Annotated in this window: 24 protein-coding genes; 11 read left to right on the forward strand and 13 right to left on the reverse strand. The window is 69.2% G+C overall.

Features of this window, described 5'->3' with window-relative positions:
- Nucleotides 1-32: 32 nt before the first annotated feature.
- Complete coding sequence (locus OC550_RS20165) at nucleotides 33-1,493, forward strand: NCS2 family permease (protein WP_262107713.1); 1,461 nt, start codon at nucleotides 33-35, stop codon at nucleotides 1,491-1,493.
- Between the two features lie 276 nt (nucleotides 1,494-1,769).
- Here the strand turns inward: OC550_RS20165 and OC550_RS20170 are convergent, their stop codons facing one another.
- Genes OC550_RS20170 through OC550_RS20180 form a run of 3 tightly spaced genes read right to left on the reverse strand, consistent with a single transcriptional unit; the run spans nucleotide 1,770 to nucleotide 3,648 of the window.
- Nucleotides 1,770-2,642 (reverse strand): spermidine synthase, encoded by an 873-nt coding sequence (locus tag OC550_RS20170; RefSeq protein WP_262107787.1) that lies wholly within the window; start codon nucleotides 2,640-2,642, stop codon nucleotides 1,770-1,772.
- Entirely contained in the window at nucleotides 2,639-3,322 is a 684-nt protein-coding gene (locus tag OC550_RS20175; protein ID WP_262107714.1) for an O-methyltransferase, read from the reverse strand. Before OC550_RS20175 ends, OC550_RS20170 begins: the two co-directional genes overlap by 4 nt.
- Entirely contained in the window at nucleotides 3,319-3,648 is a 330-nt protein-coding gene (locus tag OC550_RS20180) for a thiamine-binding protein (RefSeq protein ID WP_262107715.1), read from the reverse strand. The genes OC550_RS20175 and OC550_RS20180 overlap by 4 nt, the downstream gene beginning before the upstream one ends.
- A 123-nt stretch (nucleotides 3,649-3,771) precedes the next feature.
- On the opposite strand from OC550_RS20180, the gene OC550_RS20185 reads away from it, so the two are divergent.
- The 4 genes from OC550_RS20185 to OC550_RS20200 all read left to right on the forward strand — a co-directional run bounded on the left by OC550_RS20185 (nucleotide 3,772) and on the right by OC550_RS20200 (nucleotide 7,519).
- Nucleotides 3,772-4,929 carry an acetate/propionate family kinase gene (locus tag OC550_RS20185; RefSeq protein ID WP_262107716.1) on the forward strand — a complete coding sequence of 386 codons (1,158 nt, stop codon included), beginning with the start codon at nucleotides 3,772-3,774 and terminating at the stop codon, nucleotides 4,927-4,929.
- A 182-nt stretch (nucleotides 4,930-5,111) separates the two neighbouring features.
- Nucleotides 5,112-6,062, forward strand: coding sequence for a zinc-binding dehydrogenase (locus OC550_RS20190; protein ID WP_262107717.1), 951 nt, complete (start codon nucleotides 5,112-5,114; stop codon nucleotides 6,060-6,062).
- A gap of 179 nt (nucleotides 6,063-6,241) precedes the next feature.
- Complete coding sequence (locus OC550_RS20195) at nucleotides 6,242-6,769, forward strand: HtaA domain-containing protein (protein WP_262107718.1); 528 nt, start codon at nucleotides 6,242-6,244, stop codon at nucleotides 6,767-6,769.
- 96 nt (nucleotides 6,770-6,865) lie between these two features.
- Nucleotides 6,866-7,519: a hypothetical protein gene (locus OC550_RS20200; RefSeq protein WP_262107719.1), complete on the forward strand. Its 654-nt coding sequence runs from the start codon at nucleotides 6,866-6,868 to the stop codon at nucleotides 7,517-7,519.
- A gap of 48 nt (nucleotides 7,520-7,567) precedes the next feature.
- On the opposite strand, the gene OC550_RS20205 is transcribed toward OC550_RS20200, so the two are convergent.
- The 7 genes from OC550_RS20205 to OC550_RS20235 all read right to left on the reverse strand — a co-directional run bounded on the left by OC550_RS20205 (nucleotide 7,568) and on the right by OC550_RS20235 (nucleotide 14,953).
- Entirely contained in the window at nucleotides 7,568-7,831 is a 264-nt protein-coding gene (locus OC550_RS20205) for a DUF1876 domain-containing protein (protein ID WP_262107720.1), read from the reverse strand.
- Nucleotides 7,832-7,985: 154 nt separating this feature from the next.
- Nucleotides 7,986-8,897, reverse strand: a complete 912-nt coding sequence (locus OC550_RS20210) for an NUDIX domain-containing protein (RefSeq protein ID WP_262107721.1) — start codon at nucleotides 8,895-8,897, stop codon at nucleotides 7,986-7,988.
- Nucleotides 8,898-8,946: 49 nt separating this feature from the next.
- On the reverse strand, nucleotides 8,947-10,593 hold the full coding sequence (locus OC550_RS20215) for an AarF/ABC1/UbiB kinase family protein (protein WP_262107722.1): 1,647 nt from the start codon (nucleotides 10,591-10,593) through the stop codon (nucleotides 8,947-8,949).
- A gap of 71 nt (nucleotides 10,594-10,664) precedes the next feature.
- The gene (locus OC550_RS20220) at nucleotides 10,665-10,976 is read right to left on the reverse strand and encodes an AzlD domain-containing protein (protein WP_262107723.1); all 312 of its coding nucleotides are present in this window, start codon (nucleotides 10,974-10,976) and stop codon (nucleotides 10,665-10,667) included.
- Nucleotides 10,973-11,770 carry an AzlC family ABC transporter permease gene (locus tag OC550_RS20225; protein WP_262107724.1) on the reverse strand — a complete coding sequence of 266 codons (798 nt, stop codon included), beginning with the start codon at nucleotides 11,768-11,770 and terminating at the stop codon, nucleotides 10,973-10,975. The genes OC550_RS20220 and OC550_RS20225 overlap by 4 nt, the downstream gene beginning before the upstream one ends.
- 18 nt (nucleotides 11,771-11,788) lie before the next feature.
- Nucleotides 11,789-13,957, reverse strand: a complete 2,169-nt coding sequence (locus tag OC550_RS20230) for a glycoside hydrolase family 15 protein (protein ID WP_262107725.1) — start codon at nucleotides 13,955-13,957, stop codon at nucleotides 11,789-11,791.
- A gap of 123 nt (nucleotides 13,958-14,080) precedes the next feature.
- Nucleotides 14,081-14,953, reverse strand: coding sequence for a glycerophosphodiester phosphodiesterase family protein (locus tag OC550_RS20235; protein WP_262107726.1), 873 nt, complete (start codon nucleotides 14,951-14,953; stop codon nucleotides 14,081-14,083).
- 102 nt (nucleotides 14,954-15,055) lie between these two features.
- Here OC550_RS20235 and OC550_RS20240 point away from each other — a divergent pair, with 102 nt between their 5' ends.
- Entirely contained in the window at nucleotides 15,056-16,336 is a 1,281-nt protein-coding gene (locus OC550_RS20240) for a DUF445 domain-containing protein (protein ID WP_262107727.1), read from the forward strand.
- Nucleotides 16,337-16,848: 512 nt separating this feature from the next.
- On the opposite strand, the gene OC550_RS20245 is transcribed toward OC550_RS20240, so the two are convergent.
- Nucleotides 16,849-17,748, reverse strand: a complete 900-nt coding sequence (locus tag OC550_RS20245) for a hypothetical protein (protein ID WP_262107728.1) — start codon at nucleotides 17,746-17,748, stop codon at nucleotides 16,849-16,851.
- A 184-nt stretch (nucleotides 17,749-17,932) separates the two neighbouring features.
- On the opposite strand from OC550_RS20245, the gene OC550_RS20250 reads away from it, so the two are divergent.
- Nucleotides 17,933-18,184, forward strand: a complete 252-nt coding sequence (locus OC550_RS20250) for a DUF6458 family protein (protein ID WP_262107729.1) — start codon at nucleotides 17,933-17,935, stop codon at nucleotides 18,182-18,184.
- Between the two features lie 29 nt (nucleotides 18,185-18,213).
- On the opposite strand, the gene OC550_RS20255 is transcribed toward OC550_RS20250, so the two are convergent.
- Both OC550_RS20255 and OC550_RS20260 read right to left on the reverse strand, forming a co-directional pair.
- Nucleotides 18,214-18,837, reverse strand: a complete 624-nt coding sequence (locus OC550_RS20255; RefSeq protein WP_262107730.1) for an alpha/beta hydrolase — start codon at nucleotides 18,835-18,837, stop codon at nucleotides 18,214-18,216.
- Nucleotides 18,838-18,867: 30 nt separating this feature from the next.
- Nucleotides 18,868-19,269, reverse strand: coding sequence for a hypothetical protein (locus OC550_RS20260; protein WP_262107731.1), 402 nt, complete (start codon nucleotides 19,267-19,269; stop codon nucleotides 18,868-18,870).
- 157 nt (nucleotides 19,270-19,426) lie between these two features.
- Here OC550_RS20260 and OC550_RS20265 point away from each other — a divergent pair, with 157 nt between their 5' ends.
- From OC550_RS20265 to ptsP, 4 genes are read left to right on the forward strand one after another with little or no spacing between them, the layout of a single operon-like run.
- Complete coding sequence (locus OC550_RS20265; protein WP_262107732.1) at nucleotides 19,427-20,209, forward strand: DeoR/GlpR family DNA-binding transcription regulator; 783 nt, start codon at nucleotides 19,427-19,429, stop codon at nucleotides 20,207-20,209.
- Nucleotides 20,206-21,192: a 1-phosphofructokinase family hexose kinase gene (locus tag OC550_RS20270; protein ID WP_262107733.1), complete on the forward strand. Its 987-nt coding sequence runs from the start codon at nucleotides 20,206-20,208 to the stop codon at nucleotides 21,190-21,192. Before OC550_RS20265 ends, OC550_RS20270 begins: the two co-directional genes overlap by 4 nt.
- Nucleotides 21,193-21,204: 12 nt before the next feature.
- Nucleotides 21,205-23,274: a fructose-specific PTS transporter subunit EIIC gene (locus OC550_RS20275; protein WP_262107734.1), complete on the forward strand. Its 2,070-nt coding sequence runs from the start codon at nucleotides 21,205-21,207 to the stop codon at nucleotides 23,272-23,274.
- Between the two features lie 46 nt (nucleotides 23,275-23,320).
- A complete protein-coding gene (gene ptsP / locus OC550_RS20280; protein ID WP_262107735.1) occupies nucleotides 23,321-25,006 on the forward strand; it encodes a phosphoenolpyruvate--protein phosphotransferase in 1,686 nt (561 codons plus the stop codon).
- Nucleotides 25,007-25,008 lie beyond the last annotated feature (2 nt).

Raw genomic sequence — 25,008 nt, forward strand, 5'->3', positions numbered from 1 at the left:
CAACCCCCAACCACTGTGAAGGAACACCTCCGATGCCCCTACAGGGAACGGTGCGCCACAGGTCCGGCGTACCCGCCAAGATCGACCACTACTTCGAGATCACCCGGCGGGGCTCCAACTTCTCGCGCGAAATCCGCGGCGGTCTCGCCACCTTCTTCGCCATGAGCTACATCGTGGTGCTGAACCCGCTGATCCTCGGCGGCGCGGACGGCAACGGCGACGAGCTCGGCGGGGCCCGGGTCGCCGCAGTCACCGCGCTGGTGGCCGGCGTGCTTACCATCATCATGGGTGTCTGGTCCAAGTACCCCTTCGCACTGGCCACCGGCCTGGGCGTCAACGCGTTCATCGCCGTGACCGTGGCGAGCAACCCGGGACTGGGCTGGCCAGACGTGATGGGCCTCGTCGTGCTCTCCGGCATCACGATGTTCATCCTCGTGCTCACCGGCTTCCGGACGGCGGTGTTCAAGGCCGTCCCGGCGAGCCTGAAAACGGCCATCGTGGTGGGCATCGGCATGTTCATCGCGCTGATCGGCCTGGTCAATGCCGGCTTCGTGCGCCGCATCCCGGATGTCGCCGGCACTACCGTCCCGGTCGGACTGGGCTTCGACGGCAAGCTGGTGGGCTGGCCGACGCTGGTGTTCGTGTTCGGCCTGGTGCTGACAATCGCGCTCTTGGTGCGCAAGGTTAAGGGCGCCATCCTGATCGGGATCGTGGCCGCCACCGTCTTCGCGCTGATCGTGGAGGCCGTGGCGCACCCGGGCTCGCAGGGCGCGGGCGTGCCGACCGGCTGGTCCCTGGTCACGCCGAGCCTGCCGGCCTGGGCCGCGCCGGACCTGAGCCTCATCGGGCAGGTGAACCTCTTCGGCGCCTTCGGAAATCTGGGCGTCACCGCCGCCAGCCTGCTGGCCTTCGCGATCCTGCTCAGCATCTTCTTCGATGCCATGGGCACCATGGTTGGCCTGGCTAACGAGGCGGGATTAACCGACAAGGACGGCAATCTTCCGCGCGTGGACCGGGTGCTGCTGGTGGACGCGGCGGGCGCGATTGCCGGCGGCGGGGCGTCCGTCTCCTCCAACCAAATCTACGTGGAATCCGGCGCGGGCATCGGCGAGGGCGCTCGCACCGGGCTGGCCAGCGTCGTGACCGGACTGCTCTTCGTCATCGCGATGTTCTTCACTCCGCTGATCTACCTGGTGCCGTTCGAGGCCGTGGCGCCGGCCCTCGTCGTCGTCGGTTTCATGATGGTAAGCCAGGTCGGCAAGATCGACTGGACGGACTGGGGCGTGGCGATCCCGTCCTTCCTGACGTTCACGCTCATGCCGTTCACCTATTCGATCGCCAACGGGCTGGGCGCCGGATTCGTCGCTTACGTGCTGATCCGGACGTTCCAGGGACGCGCCAAGCAGGTCCACCCGCTGATGTGGGGCGTCGCCGCGGCGTTTGTGCTGTACTTCGCCATCGGGCCGATCGAGCAGGCGCTGGGGATGATCTAGCCGCCGCACCGTTAAAGACCGGAGCCGGGAGCTGAGCCTAACTTGGGGGGATTAGGCTGATAGCTCCCGGCCTCCGGCACCGGACCAGGTCCGGTTAGCATGCACAGTCGCTCCAGCCACCATCCATAGTGTCGAAGCCGATTTTGTCCTGTGCTGCCTCCGAAGAGCGCCCCCCGTAGGGAACGCGTTCGGGTCCAATGACGGCCATTTCCGACCGTTTGTTCTAAATCATAGCCACACTTCCCATGTGCGGCTATCTACCCCGGTGAAACGATTCTAAGTCGCGGTCGACGGTGGGGTCCAGTCTTCGAGCACTATTGACCCGTGGGCAAAACCGGCCACGTCATCTTCCTGCCACAGGGTCGCCGGGACGGCTCCGCCCAGCAGCCGGCGGACCAGCTGCGGATCCTGTCCCAGCGGGACGTCGCTGCCGGCGATAATCACGTTCCCGTAGCGCCGGCCCTTGAGCATCGGCGGGTCCGCGATGATGACCTGGTGCGGGAAGACCCGGCCGATCGTAGCCGCCTCGGCCCGGGCCCGCTGCAGCGTGGGAGCGTCTCCACAGTTGACCAGGTAGATCCCGCCCGGGGCCAGGACCCGCCGGGCCGCCTCCGTAAACTGCAGCGTGGTCAGCGGTTCCGGCGTGCGGCTGCCGGCGAATACGTCCCGGATGATCAGGTCGCGGCTACCCGGGCTCAGGCTCTCGGTGACCTCGCGGGCTTCGCCCACGCGGATGCGCACCAGCGGAGCCTTCGGGATGTCGAACCAGTGGCGCACCAGCTCCGCGAGCTTCGCATCGATTTCGACGACGACCTGCCGGGCCCGCGGGTAGCACGCGGCGAGGTAGCGGGCCATCGAGCAGGCGCCGCCGCCCAGGTGCAGCGCGCGCAGCGGCGCCTCCCGGTCCCACGTGGACTCGACCAGCGCGGCCATCCACCGCATGTACTCGAAATCGAGCCGCTCGGGCTCGCCGATGACGATGTGCGAGGACTGGACGCCGTTGATCTTCAGCAGCCAGGCATCGCCACCGTCGAAGTCCCGGACCAGCTCGGCCGTCCCGGAGGAGATTTCGTAGCGGCCCTCCACCGGCCCCTCGGCGCCGGGGGCCTCGCGCTGCCGGCGCCGAGGGCCCGGCCGTGCAGGTGCTATTTCACCCGGGCGAGAGCGAAGCCGTCCCACCCCTTGGACCCGAGGGTCTGCACCGCCGTGGCCTCCAGTCGCTCGTCGGAGCCGAGCAGCTCCAGCGCGGCCCGGGTCCCGCGCACGGCCGCCGCGTCGTCGTCGTCCCCCTCGCCGCTGTCCAGCACGCCGCCGCCGCGGACCACGTTGTCCAGCACGATCAGGCTGCCCGGCCGGGTGAGCTTGAGCGCCCACTCGACGTAGTTGGCGTTGTTCACCTTGTCCGCGTCGATGAAGACCAGGTCGAAGGGACCGGCCCCGTCCGCCGCGAGCCGGGGCAGCGTGTCCAGCGCCGCGCCCACCTGGATGCTGACCTTGGCGGCCAGGCCGGCGCGCTCCAGGTTCTTCTGCGCCACCTCCGCGTGCTTCGCCTCGAACTCGCAGGTGATGATCTCGCCGTCCTCCGGCAGGCCGCGGGCCAGCCAGGTGGTGCTGTACGCGCCGAGCGTGCCGATCTCCAGCACCTTGCGCGCCCCGGTCAGCTTGGCCAGCAGCATCAGCAGCTTGCCCTGCGGGGCCGAGACCTCGATCTGCGGCAGGCCGCCCTTCGAGCTGGCTTCCTTGGCCGCGGCCAGGACGTCGTCCTCGCCCACCAGGGTGTCCGTCAGGAAGCGGTCAACCGCCAGCCAGTTCTCTTCCGACACGCTCATTTGCCGTCCCGCCTTTCGATGGCCGCTTCCAGCCGTTCAACCTTGCCGGTGAGCTCGCCGTAGTAGCCCGGCCGGATGTCCGCCTTCAGCACCAGCGAGACCCGTTCGCCGTAGTGCCCCACGGCCTCCGTGGCGCGGCGCACCACGTCCATCACCTCGTCCCACTCGCCCTCGATCGTAGTGAACATCGAGTCCGTGTGGTTCGGCAGGCCGGACTCGCGGACCACCTTCACAGCAGCAGCCACGGCGTCATGCACCGAGGCATTGGCCGGCGCGGGGCCGGTGGCGGGCGGACCGGACGGGGCGACTGAGAAGGCTACAAGCATGTGCCCAGTCTGGCATAGCGCCCGCGCGGGGCAACAGGTTTGCCTACACGGTCCGTCACATCGTGCAGGATGGTCTTGGCACCTGCCGCGCACCGGCACCGTCCCCTACAGGAGGCCGCTCTTATGCTCATCCTCATCATCAACTCCGGGTCCTCGTCGCTGAAGTACCAGGTGCGCCGGATGCACCCGGCGGGCTCCGGCGATCCGGGCGGCGACGTCCTGGCCGAAGGCACCATCGAGCAGATCGGCGAGGGCGATGTCCGCGACCATGGCCAGGCGCTGGACGCCATGGTGGAGAAGCTGGAAGACGGCCTCGGCCGGGTGGAGTTCGACGCGGTCGGGCACCGCGTGGTCCACGGCGGCGGCCGCTTCGAGAGGCACCAACTGATCGACGAGGACGTGCTGCGCGCCATCGAAGACCTCGCCCCGCTGGCGCCCCTGCACAATCCGCCCAACGCCGAGGGCATCCGCGCCGCCGCCAGGAAGTGGCCCGGCCTGCCGCAGGTGGCGGTGTTCGACACGGTCTTCCATGCCACGCTGCCCGAGCATGCCTGGCGCTACGCGGTGCCGGGCGAGCTGCAGGAGAAGTACGGCCTGCGCCGCTACGGCTTCCACGGCAGCAGCTTCGAATACGTCACCCGCGAGGCGGCGCGGGCGCTCGGCACGCCGCTGGAGGAGTTCGACGCCGTGGTCGCGCACGTGGGCAACGGCGCCTCCGCCACGGCCATCAGCGGCGGCCGAAGCGTGGACACGTCCATGGGCTTCACCCCGCTCGAGGGGCTGGTGATGGGCACCCGGCCCGGCGACCTGGACCCCGGGCTGCTGCTCTTCCTGCAGCGCGAGGGCTACGGCGCCGACCGGCTGCAGGAGCTGCTCAACCAGGAGAGCGGCCTGAAGGCGCTGGCCGGCAGCAACGACATGCGCCGTATCGTGAAGGCCGCCGAAGAGGGCAACGGCCGCGCCCAGATGGCGCTGGCGGTGGCGAGTTACCGGCTGGCCAAGTACATCGGCGCCTACCATGTGGCCTGCGGCGGCGCCGGCGCCCTGGTCTTCACCGCCGGCGTCGGCGAACATTCGGCAAGATTCCGCGCCCTGACCGTGGACCGACTCGGCATGCTCGGCATCCGCCTGGATCCCGCCGCCAACACCGCCGCGGACGACCCCCGGGAGGCCTGCACCATCAGCGCGGCGGACTCCGCCATCCCCGTGCTCGTGGTGCCCACGGACGAAGAACAGGTCATCGCCGAGGCGACCGCCGCCGTCGTCAGCTCCCTGCAATGAGGCGCGGCAGAACTTCAGGGCGGCGGGGCGCCTGCAGGGTGACGGAACATACATGCATATGTATAGAAATTTGCCCCCGGGAAAACTAGATTGGGTGGGGAAGGCCGAAACCCGCGGCCGTCAAACAGCGCCTCGATCCCGAGGCGCGCCCATCGCAGCAACGCGGTCAAGGAGGACCAACAATGAAGGCATGGCAGTTCACCAACACCCACGAACCGCTGGTACTCAATGAAGTCGATGAGCCCACCGCCGCACCCGGTGGCGTAGTCATCGATATCAAGGCCGCGGGCCTGTGCCACTCGGATGTCGGCATGCTGGAGGACGAAGGCTGGCTCTCCACCCTGGCCAAGCGCCCGATCACCTTGGGCCACGAAGTAGCCGGCGTCATCACCGAAGTCGGCGACGGCGTCACGGACTGGAAGGTCGGCGACCGCGTGGGCTTCTGCCCGACCACCTCCGTCGGCGCACCCGGGTACTCCTTCGACGGAGGCTTCTCCTCCAAGGCCGCCATCGACCAGGAAGCGCTGGTCCGCATCCCTGACAACGTCTCGTTCGCCCAGGGCGCCGCAGGCACGGACGCCGGCATGACCAGCCACCATGCAGTCATCGCCAACGGCCAGGTAAAGGCCGGCGACAAGGTCGGCATTATCGGTTTCGGCGGACTCGGTTCCATCGGCGCCCGTGTGGCCGTGCTGGCCGGCGCCGAAGTGTACGTGGCCGAGGTCAACGAGAAGGTCTGGGACCAGGCCAAGGAAGTCGGGGCCACCGCGGTCGCCAAGTCCATCACCGAGTTCAAGGAGATCGGCCTGGACGTCATCGTTGACTTCGCCGGCTTCGGCACCACCACCGCCCAAGCCATCGAGACGGTCCGCCGCGGCGGCCGCGTGGTCCAGGTGGGGATGGGCCGGCTCGAATCCACCATCAGCACCAAGACCCTGATCCTGTCCGAGGTCACCCTCATCGGCTCGCAGGGCGGCACCAAGGAAGACGTCCAGGGCGTCTACGACTTCTTCGCCACCGGCAAGCTGCATCCGACCATCACCGAGATCGACTTCGAAGGCATTCCGGAGGGAATCGAGAAACTCAAGCGCGGCGAGGTCATCGGCCGGCTTGTTGCGAAGATCGCCGACTGACGCGGCAGACGCCCAGCGTGCTGCGCATCCCGCCGCACGCACGCCGGCCCGGCGCGGTGTTCCCGCTGCCGGGCCGGCAGGTTAAGGAGTACGACGCCGGAGGCCGGGTTGCGTGCGCGGGCGCCCGTGTGTGCCGATAGGCTCGTCTGCAAGAGAATTCGACCCACCGGAGCACGACCATGAATGAGCCAGCCGTGAACCTTCACGCCGACGCAGACCCTCCCGCGCTGCCGCCGCTGGGCCTCACCTGGGGCATCAAGCGCAGCTTCGTCCGCTACCTCTCCGGCCTGCCCGACGCCCAGGTCTCCGCGACCGACGGAGCCGAGATCGTCGAAGGCAGCCTCTTCAACTTCCAGCCGGCCGGCGGCAGCTTCGACGCCGCCACCCGTACGGGCGTGCTGCGCTTCCGCGGCGACGTCCGGCTCAGCGGGCACTACGGCATGATGTTCGTCCAGCTGCTTGACCCGTGGGTGGAGTTCACCGCGGACGGTGCCGTCCTGACCATCGGCGAGCCCGGCGTCGACACCCGCTATCCGCTGGCCACCCTGCAGGCGGCGCCGGACTCCCCCGTCGACGCCGAGGGCGGCCGACTCTGGGAAGGCGTGCAGACCGCGCTGTCCGCCGCGGGATCCGAGACCTTCAACGACCAGTACCCCGCCGGCCAGCCGATGGACCCGCTGTTCATCCGGATCCCGGCGCCCGCCTAGGCAAGGGGTTTTCGTCGACGGGCCTCCGGCGGCTCCGGATAGACTTGTCCGGCCCTTCCACACCGACACCTCATACCAGCACCGGAGGAACACCCCTTGGCCCGAGGCAAGCACCATCCGCCACGTCCGAAACCGGCCGGCAGCGAGGGCATGCTCATCGCCGGCGACCTGAAGAAGGACCGGGGATGGACGGAGACGCACATCAAGACGTTCCTCCCCGAGCCGGACAAGCTGGCCCGCAACCCGTTCTCCCGCAAGGCTGCGCCGATGAAGCTGTACGCGCTGGACCGCGTGCTGCAGGTCGAGGCGACGCCCGAGTTCCAGAAGGCCAAGGAGGCCTCGCGGACCCGGCAGATTGCCGCACGGGAACGGGCCCTGGCCAAGAAGAAGGAGGCGGTGGCCGTCGCGGAGGCGCTGCCGCTGCGGATCGATCCGGAGCCGTGGCCGGTGGTGCAGCAGAAGGCGATTGAGCATTTCAACGCGCGCCTGAAGCGCAGCCAGTCCCCCGCCAGCATGAAGACCGTGAAGCACCGGCTGGACCGGCTCACCGTGAACTACCTGCGGCATCAGCAGACGTCCTACGAGACCGAGCTGCGGGCGTTCAAGGGGGTCGTCGGGGTGGGCGAGGCGTACCTGGTGGTCCGGCGGCGGATCCTCGACCTGATCGCCGAGACCTACCCCGCGCTGGCCGAGGAGTGCGAACGGCAGAAGTTCGACGAGGCCGAGCTGCCGGAGGGCGTCGAACTCTAGCCGCCGCGGCGTGTTCGCCGGGGCGGGTCAGCGGACGCCAGGCGGCCGTCAGGCTTTAATGTCCGACGGCGACTTGGTCACCTTTTCGATGTCCGCGGCCGTGACCTCGATCAGCTGGTGCGCCAGGTCCGCCAGCGCCCGCGCGGTGGCCAGCTCGTCGCCGATCTCGGGAACGTCGGGATCGTTGGGATTGAGCCGGGCCAGGCCCGTGCCCTTCAGCGTCGCCGCCTCGGCCTGCAGCCTGGCTTCGGCCCGGGTGCGGCCTTCGTGTTCGTCGATGACGATATCCACCGACCAGCGCTTCTCTTTCATGTCGATCTCCTCCTCGTGACCACCCCACGATCCCGCCGCCCGACAGCGACGTCAAGAGCAGTTCAGCCCAGATTTCGACGCGTTGTTTCGGGGCCGGGCGGCGGTCTCGACGCAGGGCCGGAGGGCGGCCGCACGGCGGGGCCGGGGCGCCTGCTCAGCGGCGGGAATCCAGGGCGTCCCGCAGGGCGCCGGCGCCGATGCTGCGCGCGCCCAGCTCCTCCACCCGCTGCCGCAGCCCGCGGTCGGACGTTGCCACCGTGACGGGAGCGCCGCCGTCGTTCTGCACAAGGGATTCCACGCGGGCCACGATCTCGTCATCCCCCGCCCCGCCGGCGCGGGCGACTTCCAGGCGGGGCGCCGTCGTGCCCGCGGCTGCCTTCGCGGCGCCTTCGAGGACGACGACGGTGTGCGGCCAGGCGGTGTGCGCGTCCATCCCGAGCAGCCCGGCGGGCAGGCCTTCGGCAACCGCCGGGGCGAGGGCTTCCAGCAGCCGGGATGCGGCTCCGGCGCGGTCCTTCCACCAGCCGTCCGGCCGGGAACCGACGACGTTGGCGGCGTCCACGACGAGCGCGGGGCGGTGCGGGATCATGGATCTGAGCAGCGGCCAGGCCTCGCCGAAGTGCGGGTGGAGCGGCAGCCTGTCCACCTCGTCGACGGGCACCCAGGCCAGGTCGAGGCTCTCTGCGTCCCGCACCTCAGGTTCGAATCCGCGCGTGGTCCAGGCCACCGCCGTCGTATAGGTCCAGAATCCTAGGTCCAGGACCCGGGTGAAGAGCGGTTCGAGGGCTTCGGCGGGAACGCCGGCCTCCTCGTGCGACTCGCGCAGCGCCGCGGCCACCGCGGACTCGCCTTCGTGCCGCGCTCCACCGGGGATGCCCCAGGTTCCGCCGAAGTGGCTCCACGTGGCGCGGTGCTGGAGCAGCACGCCGCGGTCCCGGTCCACGGCGAGCAGTCCGGCTGAGCCGAACAGGCCCCACATCCGCGTGCCGTCCGGGCCGACCGCCCAGGCGTCTCCGGGGTCCCTCGGGCCTTGGAAGGTCGGCGGTCGGGTGTCTCCGGCGGTCATTCCCCTAGCTTTTCACAGCTGTCAAGGATTCCGGCCGGTCTTCGGGGGGTCAGGGCCGGCGGCGCGAGGACCAGACGAGATAGCCGCCGAGGGCTCCCACTCCGCCGATTCCCGCACTGAAGAGCGCCTTCGGCCAGTTGCGCCACTGCGCCGGCTGGCCTGCCACGAGTTCGCCGATCGCGTTGATCAGCGCGGCGGCGAGAAGCCCGGCGACAATGCGGTTGCCCGAGCGCTCCAGCCGGGCGGCGATCGAGTCCAGCTCGGAGGTCCGCAGGTGGACGTCGATCCCGCCGCGCTCCAGCAGCTCCGCCGCCCGCCGCACCAGCGCGGGTGCATCCGCGCCGAGCCGGAGCGCGTCCGTGCCCAGCTGCTTCAGCCGCTCGGCGATGGCGGCCGGGGTGAAGGATTCGAGCACGACCCTGCGGGCGAACGGCTCCACCTCCGCCATGATCTCGAATCCGGGGTCCAATTGCTTGCCCAGCCCGTCCGCCATGATCAGCATTTTCAGCAGCAGCGCGGTCTCCCGGGGCAGCCTCAAATGGTGCTGGCGCAGCAGGCCGACCACTTGGGTGATGATCGGCACCACCGGAATCTCCGCGACCGGCCGGCCCGCGTAGCGGTGCAGCATCCGCGCGATGTCCGCTTCCAGCCCCGGGGCGTTCCGGGTAGACGAAGTCCCGCACATCTGCACCAGCGCCTCGGTCAGCCGCGGCGCGTCCTGTTCGACGACGGCAAGCAGCATCTTCACGAGCCGCGCCTTGAGCGTGTCCGAGATCCGCCCGACCATCCCGAAATCGATGATGCCCAGCCGGCCGTCCGCTTCGATGAAGAAGTTGCCCGGATGCGGGTCGGCGTGGAAGAAGCCGTCCTCGAAGACCATTTTGAGCAGCACGCCGGCGGCCTGCCCGGCCAGCATGCGCGGATCGTGCCCGGCCTCCTCCAAGGCCCGGACGTCGTTGATCTTGATTCCGCTGATGCGTTCCAAGGTCAGCACCCGCGAGGTCGTGGCCTCCTCGAAAACCTTGGGGATGTGGACGCGGCTGTCGCTGGCGAAGTTTTCCGCGAACTGTTCGGCGTTGTGCGCCTCCTGCAGGTAGTCCAGCTCGGCCCGCAGCGTCTGCGAAAACTCGTCGACGAAATCGGACACGCGGTAGTCGGCCGCCGCGGCGGAGGCCTGCTCCGCGCGCTTGGCCAGTTCCGCCATGATTTCCAGATCCAGGTTGACCTGCTCGACGACGCCGGGGCGCCGCACCTTGACAACGACTTCCGTTCCGCCAAGCCGTGCCGCGTGCGCCTGGCCGATGGAGCCGGTGGCCAGCGGGGCTTCCTGCAGGCCGGCCAGCAGGTTCCCGGCCCCGCTCAGTTCGTCCGCGATGACGGCCCTGATGTCCGCTGCAGGCACGGGCGGGGAACCGTCCTGAAGCTTGCCGAGTTCGGCCGCATACTCCGGCGGCAGGATGTCCGACCGGGTGGACATGATCTGCCCGAATTTGATGTAGACGGCACCGAGCCGTTCCAGCGTCAGCCGGACCCGTTCCGGCAGGGCCGCCCGGTCCCGCAGCGGGTGCCGGGTGAACGGCGCATAACCGTCGAACGGAAAATGCCGGTCCAGGCCCAGATAGCCCAGCGCGACGCCCAGCCCCTGGGAGCTCAGGGTTTCCATGATTTCCCGGAACCGGTCCCGCCGCGCGCTCATGCCGCGGCCTTCTGCTGTTGCTGCGTCACGCCAGCCAGCCTACACGGGACCCAGTAGGCGTGCCGGGGCCCCTAGCCCCATCCGGCGAGCCGGAGCAGGGCGGCCGCCGCGGCGCCGGCAATAACGACGACGAGGAACGGGGCGCGCAGCAGGAGCGCGGCGGCGGCGGCGAGCAGGGCTCCGACCCGCGCATCGAGAGTGAGCTGCTGGCCGCTGGAAAAGGCGTTGACCATGGTGAGCGAGGCGAGCAGGCCGATGGTCAGCGTGGCGGCGATGCGGGACATCCGCTCGTTCTTCATCCACTTGGCCGGCACCAGGTAGCCGGCGAACTTGGTGGCGTAGGAGATCACGCAGGCCGCGAGGATCCAGAACCAGAGGCTCATGCTTCTCCCCTCTCCGTCGGGCGGTCCGGTCCCCGGCGGGCGTCCGCGTCGGGCAGGACCATGTGGGCGCCGTCGTGCTCGGAGTACGGCTCCGCGTAGGGCTCGATGTCCGGCGCCAGCCCTTCCGGAACGGGCCTGTGGGCGAACCAGCCGACCGCCGCCGCGACGGCGGCTGCCACCAGGATCGGAACCCCGCTGGGCACGAACGGCACGGCCAGCAGGGTGGCCAGGGCGCAGACGACGGCGATGGCCGCCGGCTCCTTGCCCTTGAGCCGGGGCCAGAGCAGGGCCAGGAACGCCGCGACGGCGGCCCCGTCCAGGCCCCACGCCTTCGGGTCGCCCAGCGCGTTGCCGGCGAGCGCACCAACCACGGTGAAGACATTCCAGAGCAGGAAGATGCCCACGCCTGCGGTCCAGAAGCCGCGTCGCTGTTCGAGCGGGTCGACCTGGCCGGACGCGGTGGCTGTGGATTCGTCGATGGTGACATGGGCCGCCGGCAGCTTGCGCCAGCCGCGCGGGCCCACCAAGGCGTTCATCTGCATGCCGTAGATCCCGTTGCGGATGCCCAGCAGGGCGGAGGCGCTCATCGCGGCAAGGCCTGTGCCGCCTCCGCTGACCACGCCGATGAAGGCGAACTGGGATCCGCCGCTGAACAGCAGCAGGCTCAGCGCCATGGTCTGCCAGAGGTCCAGGCCGGAGGCCACCGAGAGGGCGCCGAAGGAGATCCCGTAGAGGCCGGTAGCTATGGAGATGGACAGGCCCACCTTGACCGCCGGAGACTGCAGGATTTTCACCCCTCCAGCCTAGTCGCGCTACAAGGCCTGCTGCGCGTGCCCGTTAATCGCGTCAGCCGCCCGGATCAGGGCCAGGTGCGAGAACGCCTGCGGGTAGTTGCCGGCCATCCGCTCGTTGGCCGTGTCATACTCCTCCGAGAGCAGCCCCAGTTCGTTCGCGTATCCCACCAGCTGGTCCATCAGCTTGCGCGCATCCTCGATGCGCCCGGTCTGCGCATACTGCTCCACGAGCCAGAACGAGCACGCCAGGAAGGGGTACTCGCCCGGCGACAGGCCGTCCATGCCTGCCTCGGTGCGGTAACGCCTCAGCAGCCCCGAATCATCCATTAGCTCCTGCTCAAGACGCGCCACGGTGCCCAGCATGAGGTCGTCGTCGTACTTCACGAAACCCACCTGCGCCAGCACCAGGAGGGACGCGTCCACCTCGCTGGACCCGTAGGACTGCGTGAACGAGTTGATCTCCTTATTGAAGCCGTGCTCCATGATTTCCTCGCGCAGCTCGTCGCGCTGCCGTGCCCAGTGGTCGTCCTCGCCGTCCAAGCCGTGGTCCCGCACGGCGCGGACGCCGCGGTCGAAGGCCGCCCACATCATCACGCGGGAGTGCGTGAAGTACTTCTTCTCCCCGCGCATCTCCCAGATCCCGTGGTCATGGTCGAAGAAGTGCTTCTCGGTGTAATGCAGCAACGACTTCTGCAGCGGCCAGGAGAAGTGGTCCTCCCGCTCGCCGAGGTTGCGGAGCTTCTCCAGGACCACCATGACCTCGCCGATCACGTCGCCCTGGTACTGGCACATGGCGCCGTTGCCCATGCGGACCGGTTTGGAATCCAGGTAGCCCGGGAACTGGCCGAGCTCGCGCTCGATCAGCAGCCGCTCGCCGGCCAGCCCGTACATGATCTGCAGGTCCTCCGGATCCCCGGCGACGGCCCGCAGCAGCCAGTTGCGCCATTCCAGCGCCTCCCGCTCGTAGCCGTGCGTCATCATGGATTCCAGCGTCAGCGCAGCATCCCGCAGCCATACAAAGCGGTAGTCCCAGTTCCGCTCGCCGCCGAACTGTTCCGGGAGCGAGGTGGTGGGCGCGGCCACGATCCCGCCGGTACTCTCATGCGTCATCGCGCGCAGCACCAGCAGCGAGCGCTTGACCATCTCGTGGTACTCGCCCTGCGGCGGGAAGCGCGAGCACCAGTCGCGCCAGTAGGCCACGCTGTCTTTGAGCTGCTGGTCCACGTTGCACATCGCCGGGACCTTGCGGTGCGACGGGAACCAGCACAGCTCAAAGTCCGCGACCTCGCCCGCCTGGAGGGTGAAGTCGCCGCGGTGCCGGCGGTCCTCCGCCACCGGCAGCTTGGAACCGTGCAGCACCACGGCGTCCGGCCCGGCCATGGCGACGATGGATTCGGCGCCCGTGTCCTCGTCGTTCACGCGGTAGACCCATGGCACCGCCTCGCCATAGCCGAAGCGGACCACGATCTCCTGGTGGATGGTGACGTGGCCGGAAGTGCATTCCACCCGCCGCACCACGGAAGCGCGGCGGTCTCCCACGGGCATGAACTCGGTGATCGTGGCCTCGCCGGTGGCCGTCTGCCAGCAGGTGCGCAGCACAAAGGTGGACTGCAGGTAGCTGCGTTCGACGACGACGGGGGCTCCCCGGCGGCGCTTCCGTTCGGCCTCGGCGGCGTCATCCGCGCCGGTGGCCCGGCCGCTGCTCCGTTCCGAGTGTGCCGAGCGGCCGTGGCCTTCGCGCGGATCTTTGGTGTTGTCCTGGTGGCTTGGCGCGCCGGTGGGATTGACGACGCCGGAGCCTCCTTGGGCTGCATCGTGCCACACCTGCTCGGTGGCGGTTCCCCCTTCGGTGGCCTTGGCGTCCGCAACCGCATCGCGGGACGAGGTGTCAGCGCCGCTGGCGGCCGTGTCCGCCGGCAGTTTCTGCCCATTCTCTGCCGGCGCCTCCGGAGTGCCGCCACTCGCATTGCCGGCCGGACCCGCGCCCAGCGGTTCGGTAGTACCTTCGTGCGCGCCGTCCGGGGCGAGCAACCAGCGGCCATGCTCCGGTGTGCCGAGCAGCGCGCCGAAGGTCGAGTCGGAATCGAAACGCGGGAAGCACAGCCAGTCCATGCTCCCGTTCCGGGACACAAGCGCCGCGGTATGCAGGTCCGACAGCAGCGCATAATCCTCGATCGGAGAGGCCATTTATCAACTCAATCACAGCAGGACCCGCTCCGCTACGCGGGCCGCCGAACTGTGATGTCCCTAGTGATGCAGGGGTCTGTGGCCGTGCGGGGAGCCAGCCCCAGAGAAACGCACCGGTGGGGGTCAGGCGCTCAGCCTGGCGGCCTCCAGCAGGCCCCGGACCTGCGCCGGCCGGTTGGTCGTGATCTCCTGGATGCCCAGGTCACGGCAGAGCTGTACGTCCTTGGGATCGTCGACGGTCCAGACCCGGAAGCGGCGGCCGGCTGCCAGCCAGCGCTCGATCACCGGGCGGTGCGCGCGCACGTAGTCGATGCCAGGGCCGGCCAGTCCAACGCTGCCGGCGTCGATCAGCTGCTCACCTTCGGACAAGGCCCGGCGCAGGAGCGCCACCACCGCACCGGCTGTGAGCTTGCCCATGAACAGGCTGCCGCGGATCTCCTCGGCTTCGATGTCGTCGACCAGTTGGCACAAGTGCTCCATCGGCACGTGGTCGCCCAGGTGCTTGACGGCGTCGGGATGGAAGCTCATGAAGGAGATGGTGATGTTGTCCAGCCGGGATGACTCGGGCTCCCAGCCCTCCGCCATGAGGTATTTCAGCAGTTCGTCTTCGAGGGTCTGGCCAAAGGGGCTGGGGTGTTTGAGTTCCACCGCCAGCTCCAGCGGACGGCCCGCGGCCCGCATCAGGTCGACCAAGGCGTCCAGCGTCATCAGCTGGTCCGCTATCCCGCCGTACTCGGGCGGTATCGATGCTCCGCGCCAGGACGAAACATCCAGCCGCAGCAGCTCATCAAGCGTATGGTCGGCAACATGGCCGGTGCCACTGGAGGTGCGGTCCAGGTCGAAATCGTGGAAGCAGATCAGCTTCATGTCGGCCGTCAAATGGATGTCGCACTCGATTCCGTCGGCGCCGTCGGCAATAGCCTGAAGGTAGGCCGCCCGCGTGTTTTCGGCGAATTGAGCGCTCGAGCCGCGGTGCGCGAAGATCTTGTGCTTCATGGATTTCACGCTACCCCGCAAATGGGGGCGCGGACCCTGCGCACGCTGACAGACTGGTTAACTTACTGTGACGAAGACTCGAATTTCCACGACGGAGGACGGATGGCCACTGAGGTGAGGTACGACGGCGGTGTACGGGCTTTGACCGATGCCGATCGTGCCGCGGGACTGCGGCAGATGAAGCGCATTGCCGGCGGCCTGCTCCTGGCCATGGCGGTGGTCTTCCTCATCGCCTTCGCCTTCCAGGACCGATACCCGTGGCTGGAGTACGTGCGCGCCGCCGCCGAGGGCGGCATGGTCGGCGCCCTCGCCGACTGGTTCGCCGTCACCGCCCTATTCCGGCATCCGCTGGGCCTGAAGATCCCGCACACCGCGATCATCCCGCGCAAGAAGGACCAGATCGGGGCAAGCCTCGGCGGCTTCGTCGAGGATAACTTCCTCTCCGAAGAAGTGGTCAAGGCCAAGATTGCCTCGCTGGGTGTCTCGGCACGCACCGGCGCCTGGCTGGAGCAGCCGCAGAACGCCGACCGGGTGGCACGGGAGGGCGCAGCCGCCATCCGCGCCGCCATGCTGGTGCTCAACGACGAAGACGTCCAGGACGTCATCGAATCCATGGCCCGCCGGCACCTGCTCGCCCCGGAATGGGGCCCGCCCCTGGGCAAACTCGCCAAGCGTGTGCTCGACGACGGCCACCACCTGAAGCTCGTAGACCTGCTGCTGGACCGCGCCGGCGATTGGGTGCTGGACAACCAGGAAACGGTTTCCCGCCTGGTTGCCGACCGCTCCCCCACCTGGGTGCCGTCCTTCGTGGACTCGCTGATGGGCGACAAGGTCCACATGGAGCTGTACCGCTTCATCGTCTCCATCCAGGACGACCCCGACCATCAGGTCCGCCGCCAGCTGGACGTCTACCTCCAGTCGCTCGCGCAGGACCTGCAGCACGATCCGGACATGATCGCCCGCGTCGAGCACCTGAAGAACAATGCCCTCGGCGATCCCGAGGTCCGCCAGCTCGCCGCCCGCATCTGGGAAACCATCAAGCGGGCCATGCTGCAGGCCGTCGATGACCCCCAGAGCGAACTCAGCCTGAAGTTCACCGCGGCCGTCCGCGACTTCGGCCACCGCCTGGCCAACGACGCCGACCTAGCTGCCAAGGTGGACGGCTGGATCGAGGAAGCCGCCGGCTACCTCGTGCGCACCTACCGCTCGCAGATCGCCGGTGTCATCACCGAAACGGTGGAGCGATGGGACGCCGAGGAGACCTCCCGGAAAATCGAGCTCCAGGTAGGCCGCGACCTGCAGTTCATCCGCATCAACGGCACTGTCGTCGGCTCCCTCGCCGGCTTGGTCATCTTCACCATCGCCCACGCCATCTTCGGCTAGCAATGTCGGGCCCACCGCCCGGCGACGCGGCCCGGGCTCGACCACCCCTGGCTCGGCCAGCCGGGCTCTGCCGCCTGGACCCGTTCACCCGGGCTCGGCCACGCGGCTCCGCGACGGAAACGGTGCAGTTCCTATCATCGCCTCCAGCAAAGCCGCAGGTCAGAGCCCCACAGTGTCGCCCAAGGCTGCCATTCTCCGCCAAAACTGCACCTTTTCCGTCGCGGCGAACGGGGCTGCCTGCCGAACCTAGCTCGTCAGCGAACCGCGCCCGCCCACCAAACCGGGCACGACAGCGAACCGGGGCCGCCCACCACCATTCCGGGCACGACAGCGAACCGGGGCCACCCGCCAGACCGCAGGCACATTCCCGGCGGACTCATCCAAACCGGCCCCCATATGGCGCACCGCTCCGCTTTGGTTACCTGGCTCCACCTCGTACCGGAGCAGGGGCACCAAAACGGAGCGGCTGCGGAGCCTGACCGGTCGCGCAGCCCGGCGGGGCAAGCCGGAAGTCAGGAGCGGCCCGGGCCCTCCCCGGCGTCCTTGGTGTCCCAGGCCCCCGCAGCCCCGCCGGTCTGCCCGGGACCCTCGGCGCCCTGCCCGGCAGCATCCACGCCGGCCCCGCCGGCGAGCTCGTGGTGCCGGCGCGGGATGTAGTGCCGCTTCTGGGCCAGCTCCTCCACCAGGCCCATCGGCAGTACCAGCGGCGGCTCGCCGAAGGCCTCCTGCGTGGCGGAGATGACCTTCCGGCCCATGAAGTGGTTGCCGGCGCCACCCACCACGGCTCCAATGCCGAAGGGCACGGCGCGGCCCAGCATGGCGGCGCCCTGTTTGGCGAGGATCTTCTTCAGGAACCGCCGGCGCATGCTGTCCACCACGGTTCCGACCATTCCGGACGGCATGCTGGTACCGACAATGTTGCCCCAGGTCTGGCCCTGCTTCTTGCCTCCGGCCTGGCCCACCAGGTCCCGGATCAGCGCGAGGCCCTCTTCGCCCATGAGAATGGCCATGACCATGGTGCGTGCACGGTCCGGGTTATCAAGGTGGATTCCGTGCAGTTCAGCGATCGACTGCGCATAAAGGGCCGTGGCCTCGAGGAAGCCCATGGTCGCGACCGCCGACAGGCCGAGTGCCGCGACGGTGCTGACGCCGGGCACCAGCGCAGAGCCGCCCACGGCCGCGCCGCCGCCTGTCACAGTCCGCAGATAGTGCTTCTCCAGCATTGCGGTCAATTCCGCGGGCGATGCCTCCGGGTACCTTCGCCGCAGCCGGTTCAGGTTAGCCAGCACCAGCGGCCGCTGGACATCCAGGGCCTTCATGATCGCGTTGGTCACGTGCGGCTTCGGGTTACCCTTCGCATCGAACGCCGTGCCCGCCGCCATCCTTATTGCCGGATTGTATTTCCTGGCCATGCGTCTCCTTCGTTCGTGCCTGTCGAGATCAACCCTAGAACACAGGCCCCCGGCATAACCGAAAACGGCGAATCAGCCCTTCCCGGAACCAAGATAAGTATGCTGAGCACGTAGAAGCACCGCCGATATTACAGCAGGTCGGGCGCCCGCGGGACCCGGCCGGCCAAGAGAAGGAGCAGTTGCTATGAGGATTGGATCATCGATAGCCCTGATCGCCATCGGCGCAATTCTGGCGTTTGCCGTCGCCGACGTCGTGGACTTCGTCGACCTGACGCTGGTCGGCTGGATCCTGATGGGAGTGGGCGCCCTCGGCTTGATCATCTCCGTCGTGATGGCGGGAACCAGCCGCCGCCGCGTGACCGAAAGCCGCCAGCTCAACGATTCGAGAACCGGGGAGACGGTCCGCCGCGACGACGTCCGCGACACCGGCCTCTAACGGCACAGGCTCGTAGCGGCTCGGGGGAATCACTGCCCCAGATAGACGCGAAGGAAAAGGCCGATGTCGCGCATTTCCTCCGCGCCGATGTTGTGCCCCATGCCCGGATAGGTCCTCGCCGTGAGCTGCGTGTGCGCCTCCAGCCATTCGGCCGAATACTGGATCGCATCCCCGTGGATGACAACATCGTCGGCGTCGCGGCCCCAAAAGAACGGCACGCTGCCGTCCAGCTCATCGGTCAAGGCCAGCAGGTCGTGGTCCAGCACAAAACCGGAAAGCCCGACGGCGGCGCGAAAGGCCGCGGGACGCAACCGCAGGAGCGTGGTCGCCATCGCCATCCCCTGCGAGAAGCCGAGCAGGCTCACGCTGCGGAAACTGCCGGCCGCGAGAATCGGATCCAGCCACCCGAACACCCGGTTGGCCGAGCCAACCACCTCGGCGAAGTCCGAGGTCAGGAACGGATCCAGCAGGAACCACCCGTGCTTGCCGCCGACGTCGAAATGGCCCCGCGGCGCCACCCCGGTGACGTTGGGCGGCAGCACCTCGAACAGCGGCAGCAGCCTCTCCTCGGAGGAACCATAGCCATGGATCATGACCAGCAAGTTGGTGCCGGCACGCTCTTCGGCCGGGCGGGACCAGACGGCGGTTTCCATGCACCACTTCTACCATCCGACCAAGCATTGTCAGCGCGGCTTGGTACTGCCGAGGACGGCGAGCGAGAACGCCACGCCGAGCCCGCTGACGGCCGTCGCCGCGAACTGCGCCGCGGGGCTGCCGGGCATCAGGACCGACAGCGCCAACTCGAGCGGGAACCACAGCAGCGCCCAGCCGAGCATGGCGAACAGCGGAGCATACCGCTCCCCGCGCGCCATCCCGCGGTAGGCCATGGCCGCGAACACCAGCACCACCGCGGCCACGCCGATCATCAGCGCGGCACCATATCCGCCCAGGATGAAGTCCGTCGGGGCGCCCACCAACGCCGCCGCCCCCTGGTCTATCCCAATAACCAGAACGACGGCGGCAATCGCCATGAGCAGGACGTTTACCGTCTGCAGCCACAGCAGTCTGCGTATGTCGGACCTCATACAGCTACCGTAGCCCGCCGCCCAGGACCCGCTTTTTTGGTTTTATCTGTTTTTGTGTTGACTTCCGGTGGGAAACGCAGATAAAGTCGTCAAAACAAACACGTGAGTGACTCCGGTCACAGCATCGCGACAGTCTTACGGAAGCACTTGGAGAAACATGTTCGCCGCTGAACGCCACCGCCTGATCGGAGCCCTGGTCGACGCCCGGGGACGCGTGACGGTCAGCGAGCTGGCGGACAAGTTCGACATCACCAAGGAGACCGTCCGGCGGGACCTCGCGATGCTGGAGGAGCTGAGCCAGCTGCGCCGGGTGCACGGCGGCGCGGTGGCCGTGCACAAGGCCAGCACCAGCGAGCAGAGCCTGGATACACGCCAGCTGCAGCGGCATGACGAAAAGCTGCGCATCGCGCGCCGGGCCCTGGCTCTGGTGCCCGCCGGCGCCGCCTCCGCCGTGATTGACGCCGGCACCACCACGGAACTGCTCGCCGAGCTGCTGACGTCGGAGCCGAACGGCCGCCACGACGAGCTGCTGGTGATCACCCACGCCGTGCCCATCGCCTACCGGATCTCCACCGGCTCGCAGCTCCAGCTCGAGATGGTCGGCGGGCGGGTCCGCGGCCTCACCAGCGCGGGCATCGGTGCCGCCACCTTGGAGCGGTTCGCGGCCCTGCGCCCGGACATCGCCTTCATCGGGGCCAACGGAATCCATGCCAGCTTCGGGCTGAGCACACCGGATCCGCTCGAAGCGGCGGTCAAGACTGCCATCGTCCGCTCGGCCCGCCGGGTCGTAGCGCTCATCGATTCCAGCAAGCTGGACGAGGAAACCCTGGTGCGTTTTGCCGGGCTGGAGGAAATCGACACCTTGATCACAGACAAAGAACCTGCCGGCCCCCTCGCGGGCGCGCTTGAACAAGCCGACGTAGAGGTCGTGGTCGCATGATCATCACACTGACAGCCAACCCAAGCCTGGACCGGACGGTCGAACTGACCGGGCCGCTCTCGCGCGGCAGCGTCCAGCGCGCGGCCTCGGCGTCGCAGCAGGCGGCGGGCAAGGGCGTCAACGTGTCCCGGGCCCTGGCGGCCTCGGGTGCGGAGAGCCTCGCCGTCATCCCCGGCGATCCGGAGGATCCGGTGGTCGCCGGCCTCCGCCAGGCCGGCCTGGCCCACCTGGCCCTGCCCATCGGCCAGCCCCTGCGCAGCAACATCACGCTGACGGAGCCGGACGGGACCACCACGAAGGTCAACGAACCCGGCCCGCTCCTCAACCGGCAGCAGCAGGACCGGCTGGCCGACGCCGTCGTGGCGCAATGCTCGGGGGCGGCATGGCTGGTCCTCGCCGGATCCCTGCCGCCCGGCGTCCCCGCCGACTTCTACGCGACGCTCACCGCCAAGGTCCGCTCCGAGCTCGGCGTTGCCGCCCCGCGCATCGCCGTCGACACCTCCGGGGAACCGCTGCGCCAGGTCTATGCGGCAAGCTTCGAGTCCGCCCCGGACCTGGTGAAGCCCAACGCCGAGGAGCTGGCCGAGCTGGCCGGCATGCACAGCGAGGCCGAACTGGAAGCGTCGCCGGAACTGGCTGCCGCCACCGCGGAGGTCCTGCTCGACCGGGGAACCGAGGCCGTCCTGGCGACCCTCGGCGCGAAAGGCGCCGTGCTGGTGACCCGGGACGGCGCCTGGTCCGCGGTCCATCCGCCGGTGGCTGCCCGCAGCACCGTCGGGGCCGGGGACTCATCCCTGGCCGGCTACCTCCTGGCGGCCACGCGGGGGGATGCCCCCGCCGACTGCCTCCGGCAGGCCGTCGCGCACGGCGCCGCCGCCGCTTCCCTGCCCGGAACCACCCTACCCTCACTTGAACAGACGAAGCCCGGCTCCGTCGTCGTCACCGCACTGGCTGTCCAGCTCCCGCCGGCAGCATCACGCTAATAAGGAAGACACATGTCCCAGCTCATCACCGAACAGCTCGTCACCCTTGACGAGAACCTCGGCACCACCAGCGAGGAAGTCATCCGGCACCTGGCCCAGCGCGTGGTCGACACGGGCCGCGCCTCTGCTTTCGAGGGGCTTTACGCCGACGCCGTAGCCCGCGAGCAGAAGACCGCCACGGGCGTGCCCGGCGGCATCGCCATCCCGCACTGCCGCTCCACAGCGGTGCTGGAGCCGACGCTCGCCATGGCACGACTCGAGCCGCGCGCCGATTTCGGCGCCAAGGACGGCCCCGCCGACCTGGTCTTCTTCATCGCCGCGCCGGAAGGGGCGGACAAGGAACACCTGCAACTGCTGTCCAAGCTGGCCCGCTCGCTGGTCAAGAAGGATTTCACTGCCTCGCTGCGTTCGGCGGTCTCGCCGGCCGAGATCGTGGCCCTGGTCGAGGGCGCCGTCTACCCGGAGAAGGCCCCGGCCACCGCCGCTGCGGGAACCGGCAGCACGGCCGCCGGCGCGGGCCCCGCCGCTGCAGCCGCTCCCGCCGCCGGCTCAGCACCCGCCGGCGCCGCGGCGGAGCCGGGGACGGCCCGGACCGCGCAGAAGACGCTGGTCGCCGTCACGGCCTGCCCGACCGGCATCGCCCACACGTACATGGCGGCCGACTCGCTCGCCGCGGCTGCGGAGGAGGCCGGCATCGGCCTGCAGGTCGAAACCCAGGGCTCCGCCGGCGCCACGCCGCTGGACCCCGCCGTGATCAACGCCGCCGACGCGGTCATCTTCGCCGTCGACGTGGACGTCCGCGAGAAGGAGCGGTTCGCCGGCAAGCCCGTCATCCAGTCCCCCGTCAAGCGCGCCATCGATGAGCCGGACGTGATGATCCGCGAAGCCCTGGCCGCGGCGGACAATCCCAACGCCCGCCGCGTCAGCGCCACCGCCGACATCTCCGAGCATGCAGGGGCGGGGGGCGGCGAAAGCTTCGGCGGCAAGCTCAAGCGTGCGCTGCTGACCGGCGTCAGCTACATGATTCCGTTCGTTGCCGGCGGCGGCCTGCTGATCGCGCTGGGCTTCCTGCTCGGCGGGTACGACATCACCGGCGTGGCGGACCAAGTCGTGCTGGAGAACAGCGTGTTCAACCTGCCCGACGGCGGCCTGATGACGTACTTGGGCGCGGTGCTGTTCAAGATCGGCGCCCTCTCCATGGGCTTCCTGGTCCCGGCGCTGGCCGGCTACATCGCCTATGCCCTGGCGGACCGGCCGGGCATCGCCCCGGGCTTCACCGCCGGCGCCGTCGCGCTGTTCATGGGCGGCGGTTTCCTCGGCGGCATGGTCGGCGGCCTCATCGCTGGCTTCTTCGCCTACTGGCTCACCACGCTGGCTGCGCCGCGCTGGCTGCGCGGCCTGATGCCCGTGGTCATCATCCCGCTGCTGGCCTCGATTGTCGCCTCCGGTGCCATGTTCCTCTTCATCGGCGGCCCCATCGCGGCGCTGACCCAGGGGCTGAACACTTGGCTGTCCGGCCTGACCGGCACCTCCGCGGCGATCCTGGGTGTCATCCTCGGCCTGATGATGTGCTTCGACCTCGGCGGCCCGGTGAACAAGGTGGCCTACTCCTTCGCCGTCGCCGGCCTGGGCGCCGGTTCCGCCACTAACCAGGCGCCTTGGATGATCATGGCCGCCGTCATGGCAGCCGGCATGGTCCCGCCGCTCGCGATGGCCCTGGCCACCGTGCTCGACCGCAGGCGCTTCTCCCTCGCCGAGCGCGAGAACGGCAAGGCGGCCTGGCTGCTGGGCGCCTCCTTCATTTCCGAAGGCGCCATCCCGTTCGCCGCGGCGGACCCGCTGCGCGTGATCCCGGCCAGCATGGTCGGCGGTGCCGTCACCGGTGCCATCTGCATGGCGACGGGCGTCACCTCGCAGGCGCCCCACGGCGGGTTGTTCGTTTTCTTCGCCATCGGCAACCTGCTGATGTTCATCGTCGCTATCGTGGTGGGAACGATCATCTCCGCCCTGGCCGTCGTCGCGCTGAAGCGCTACGCCGTCCGCAAGGAGGCTGCCGCCGAGCCGGCCGCCGTGCCCGCCTGACCGCAGCGTTCCGAAGAAAAGCAGGAATTCGACAGTGAGGTACCCAATGAGCAGCATCACCGGAGCAGGCGTCAGCCCGGGCCGCGTCATCGGCCCCGTGCTGCAGATGCCGCCCGCCGTCCCCGAGCCCGATGCCGGCGTCGGCCTCCCGGCGGAGGCGAGCGTCGAGGCCGAGGCCGAACGGCTGAAATCCGCGGCCAAGGCCGTCCAGACCGGGCTGAAGGCCCGCGCCGCCAACGCCAGCGGCGACGCCGCGGAGGTCCTCAAGGCCACCGCGCTGATGGCGGCCGACCCCATGCTGCTGAAGTCCGCGGCCAAGCTCCTGGCGGCCGGCCGCAGCACCGAGCGGGCCATCTGGGAAGCGGCCGAGCAGGTGGCGGCGCAGCTGAAGGCGCTCGGCGGCTACATGGCCGAACGCGCGGCGGACGTGCTGGATGTGCGGGCCCGGGTCGTGGCGGAGCTGCGCGGCGTCCCGGCGCCGGGCATCCCCGATTCGAATGTCCCGTTCGTCCTGGCGGCCGACGATCTGGCACCGGCCGACACGGCCACGCTGGACCCGGCCAAGGTCATCGCGCTGGTCACCGCCGGCGGCGGGCCGCAGTCGCACACGGCCATCCTCGCCCGCGCGCTCGGCCTGCCCGCCGTCGTCGCCGCCGAAGGCGTCACGTCCATCCCCTCCGGCACCGAAGTGTTCGTGGACGGTTCGGCCGGCCTCGTGGTGGCCGAACCCGGGGAGACGGAGCGCAGCGCGGCCGCGGCCTGGGCGGCCCGCGGGGCACTGCCCGCCTTTGACGGAACGGGTACGACGGCGGACGGCCAGTTGGTGCCGCTGCTCTCCAATGTGGGGGACGGGGAGGGTGCGCTGGCCGCGGCCGCCGCCGGAGCCGAAGGCGTGGGGCTGCTGCGCACCGAGTTCTGCTTCCTGAACCGCGATGAGGAACCGTCCTTCGAGGAACAGTCCGCCGCGTACAAGGCCGTTTTCGATGCCTTCCCGGGCAAGAAGGTCGTGGTGCGCACGCTGGACGCCGGCGCCGACAAGCCGCTGCCGTTCCTGACCGACGCCACGGAGCCGAACCCGGCGCTGGGAGTGCGCGGGTACCGCACGGACAAGGCGCACCCGGGCGTGCTGCAGCGCCAACTGCAGGCCATCGCCGCGGCCGCCGGCCAAAGCAAAGCCGAGGTCTGGGTCATGGCGCCGATGATCTCGGCCGCCTCCGAGGCCGCGCACTTCGCCGGACTGTGCGAGGCCGCCGGGCTGAAGACCCCCGGCGTCATGGTGGAGGTGCCGTCCGCGGCCCTGACCGCCGGCGCCATCCTCGAGGCGGTGGACTTCGCCTCGATCGGCACGAACGACCTGACGCAGTACACGATGGCAGCGGACCGCCAGCTGGGGCCGCTCGCCGAGCTGACGGATCCGTGGCAGCCGGCCGTGCTGCAGCTGATCAAGGCCACCGTGGACGGAGCCGCCGCCACCCACCAGCCGCCCAAGCCGGTTGGTGTCTGCGGTGAGGCAGCCGCGGACCCGGCCCTCGCCGTCGTACTGGTGGGGCTGGGCGTGAACTCGCTCTCGATGAATGCCCGGGCGCTGTCCGGGGTGGCCGCCCTGCTCAAGACGGTCACGCTGGAGCAGGCCAAGGAGGCGGCCCGGCTGGCCGTCACCGCGGACTCGGCCGAAACGGCCAAGGCCAAGGTCCGCGCCAACCTCCCAATGCTCGAAACCCTCGGACTCTAACA

The sequence above is a fragment of the Arthrobacter sp. Marseille-P9274 genome, assembly GCF_946892675.1.
Classification (GTDB): domain Bacteria; phylum Actinomycetota; class Actinomycetes; order Actinomycetales; family Micrococcaceae; genus Crystallibacter.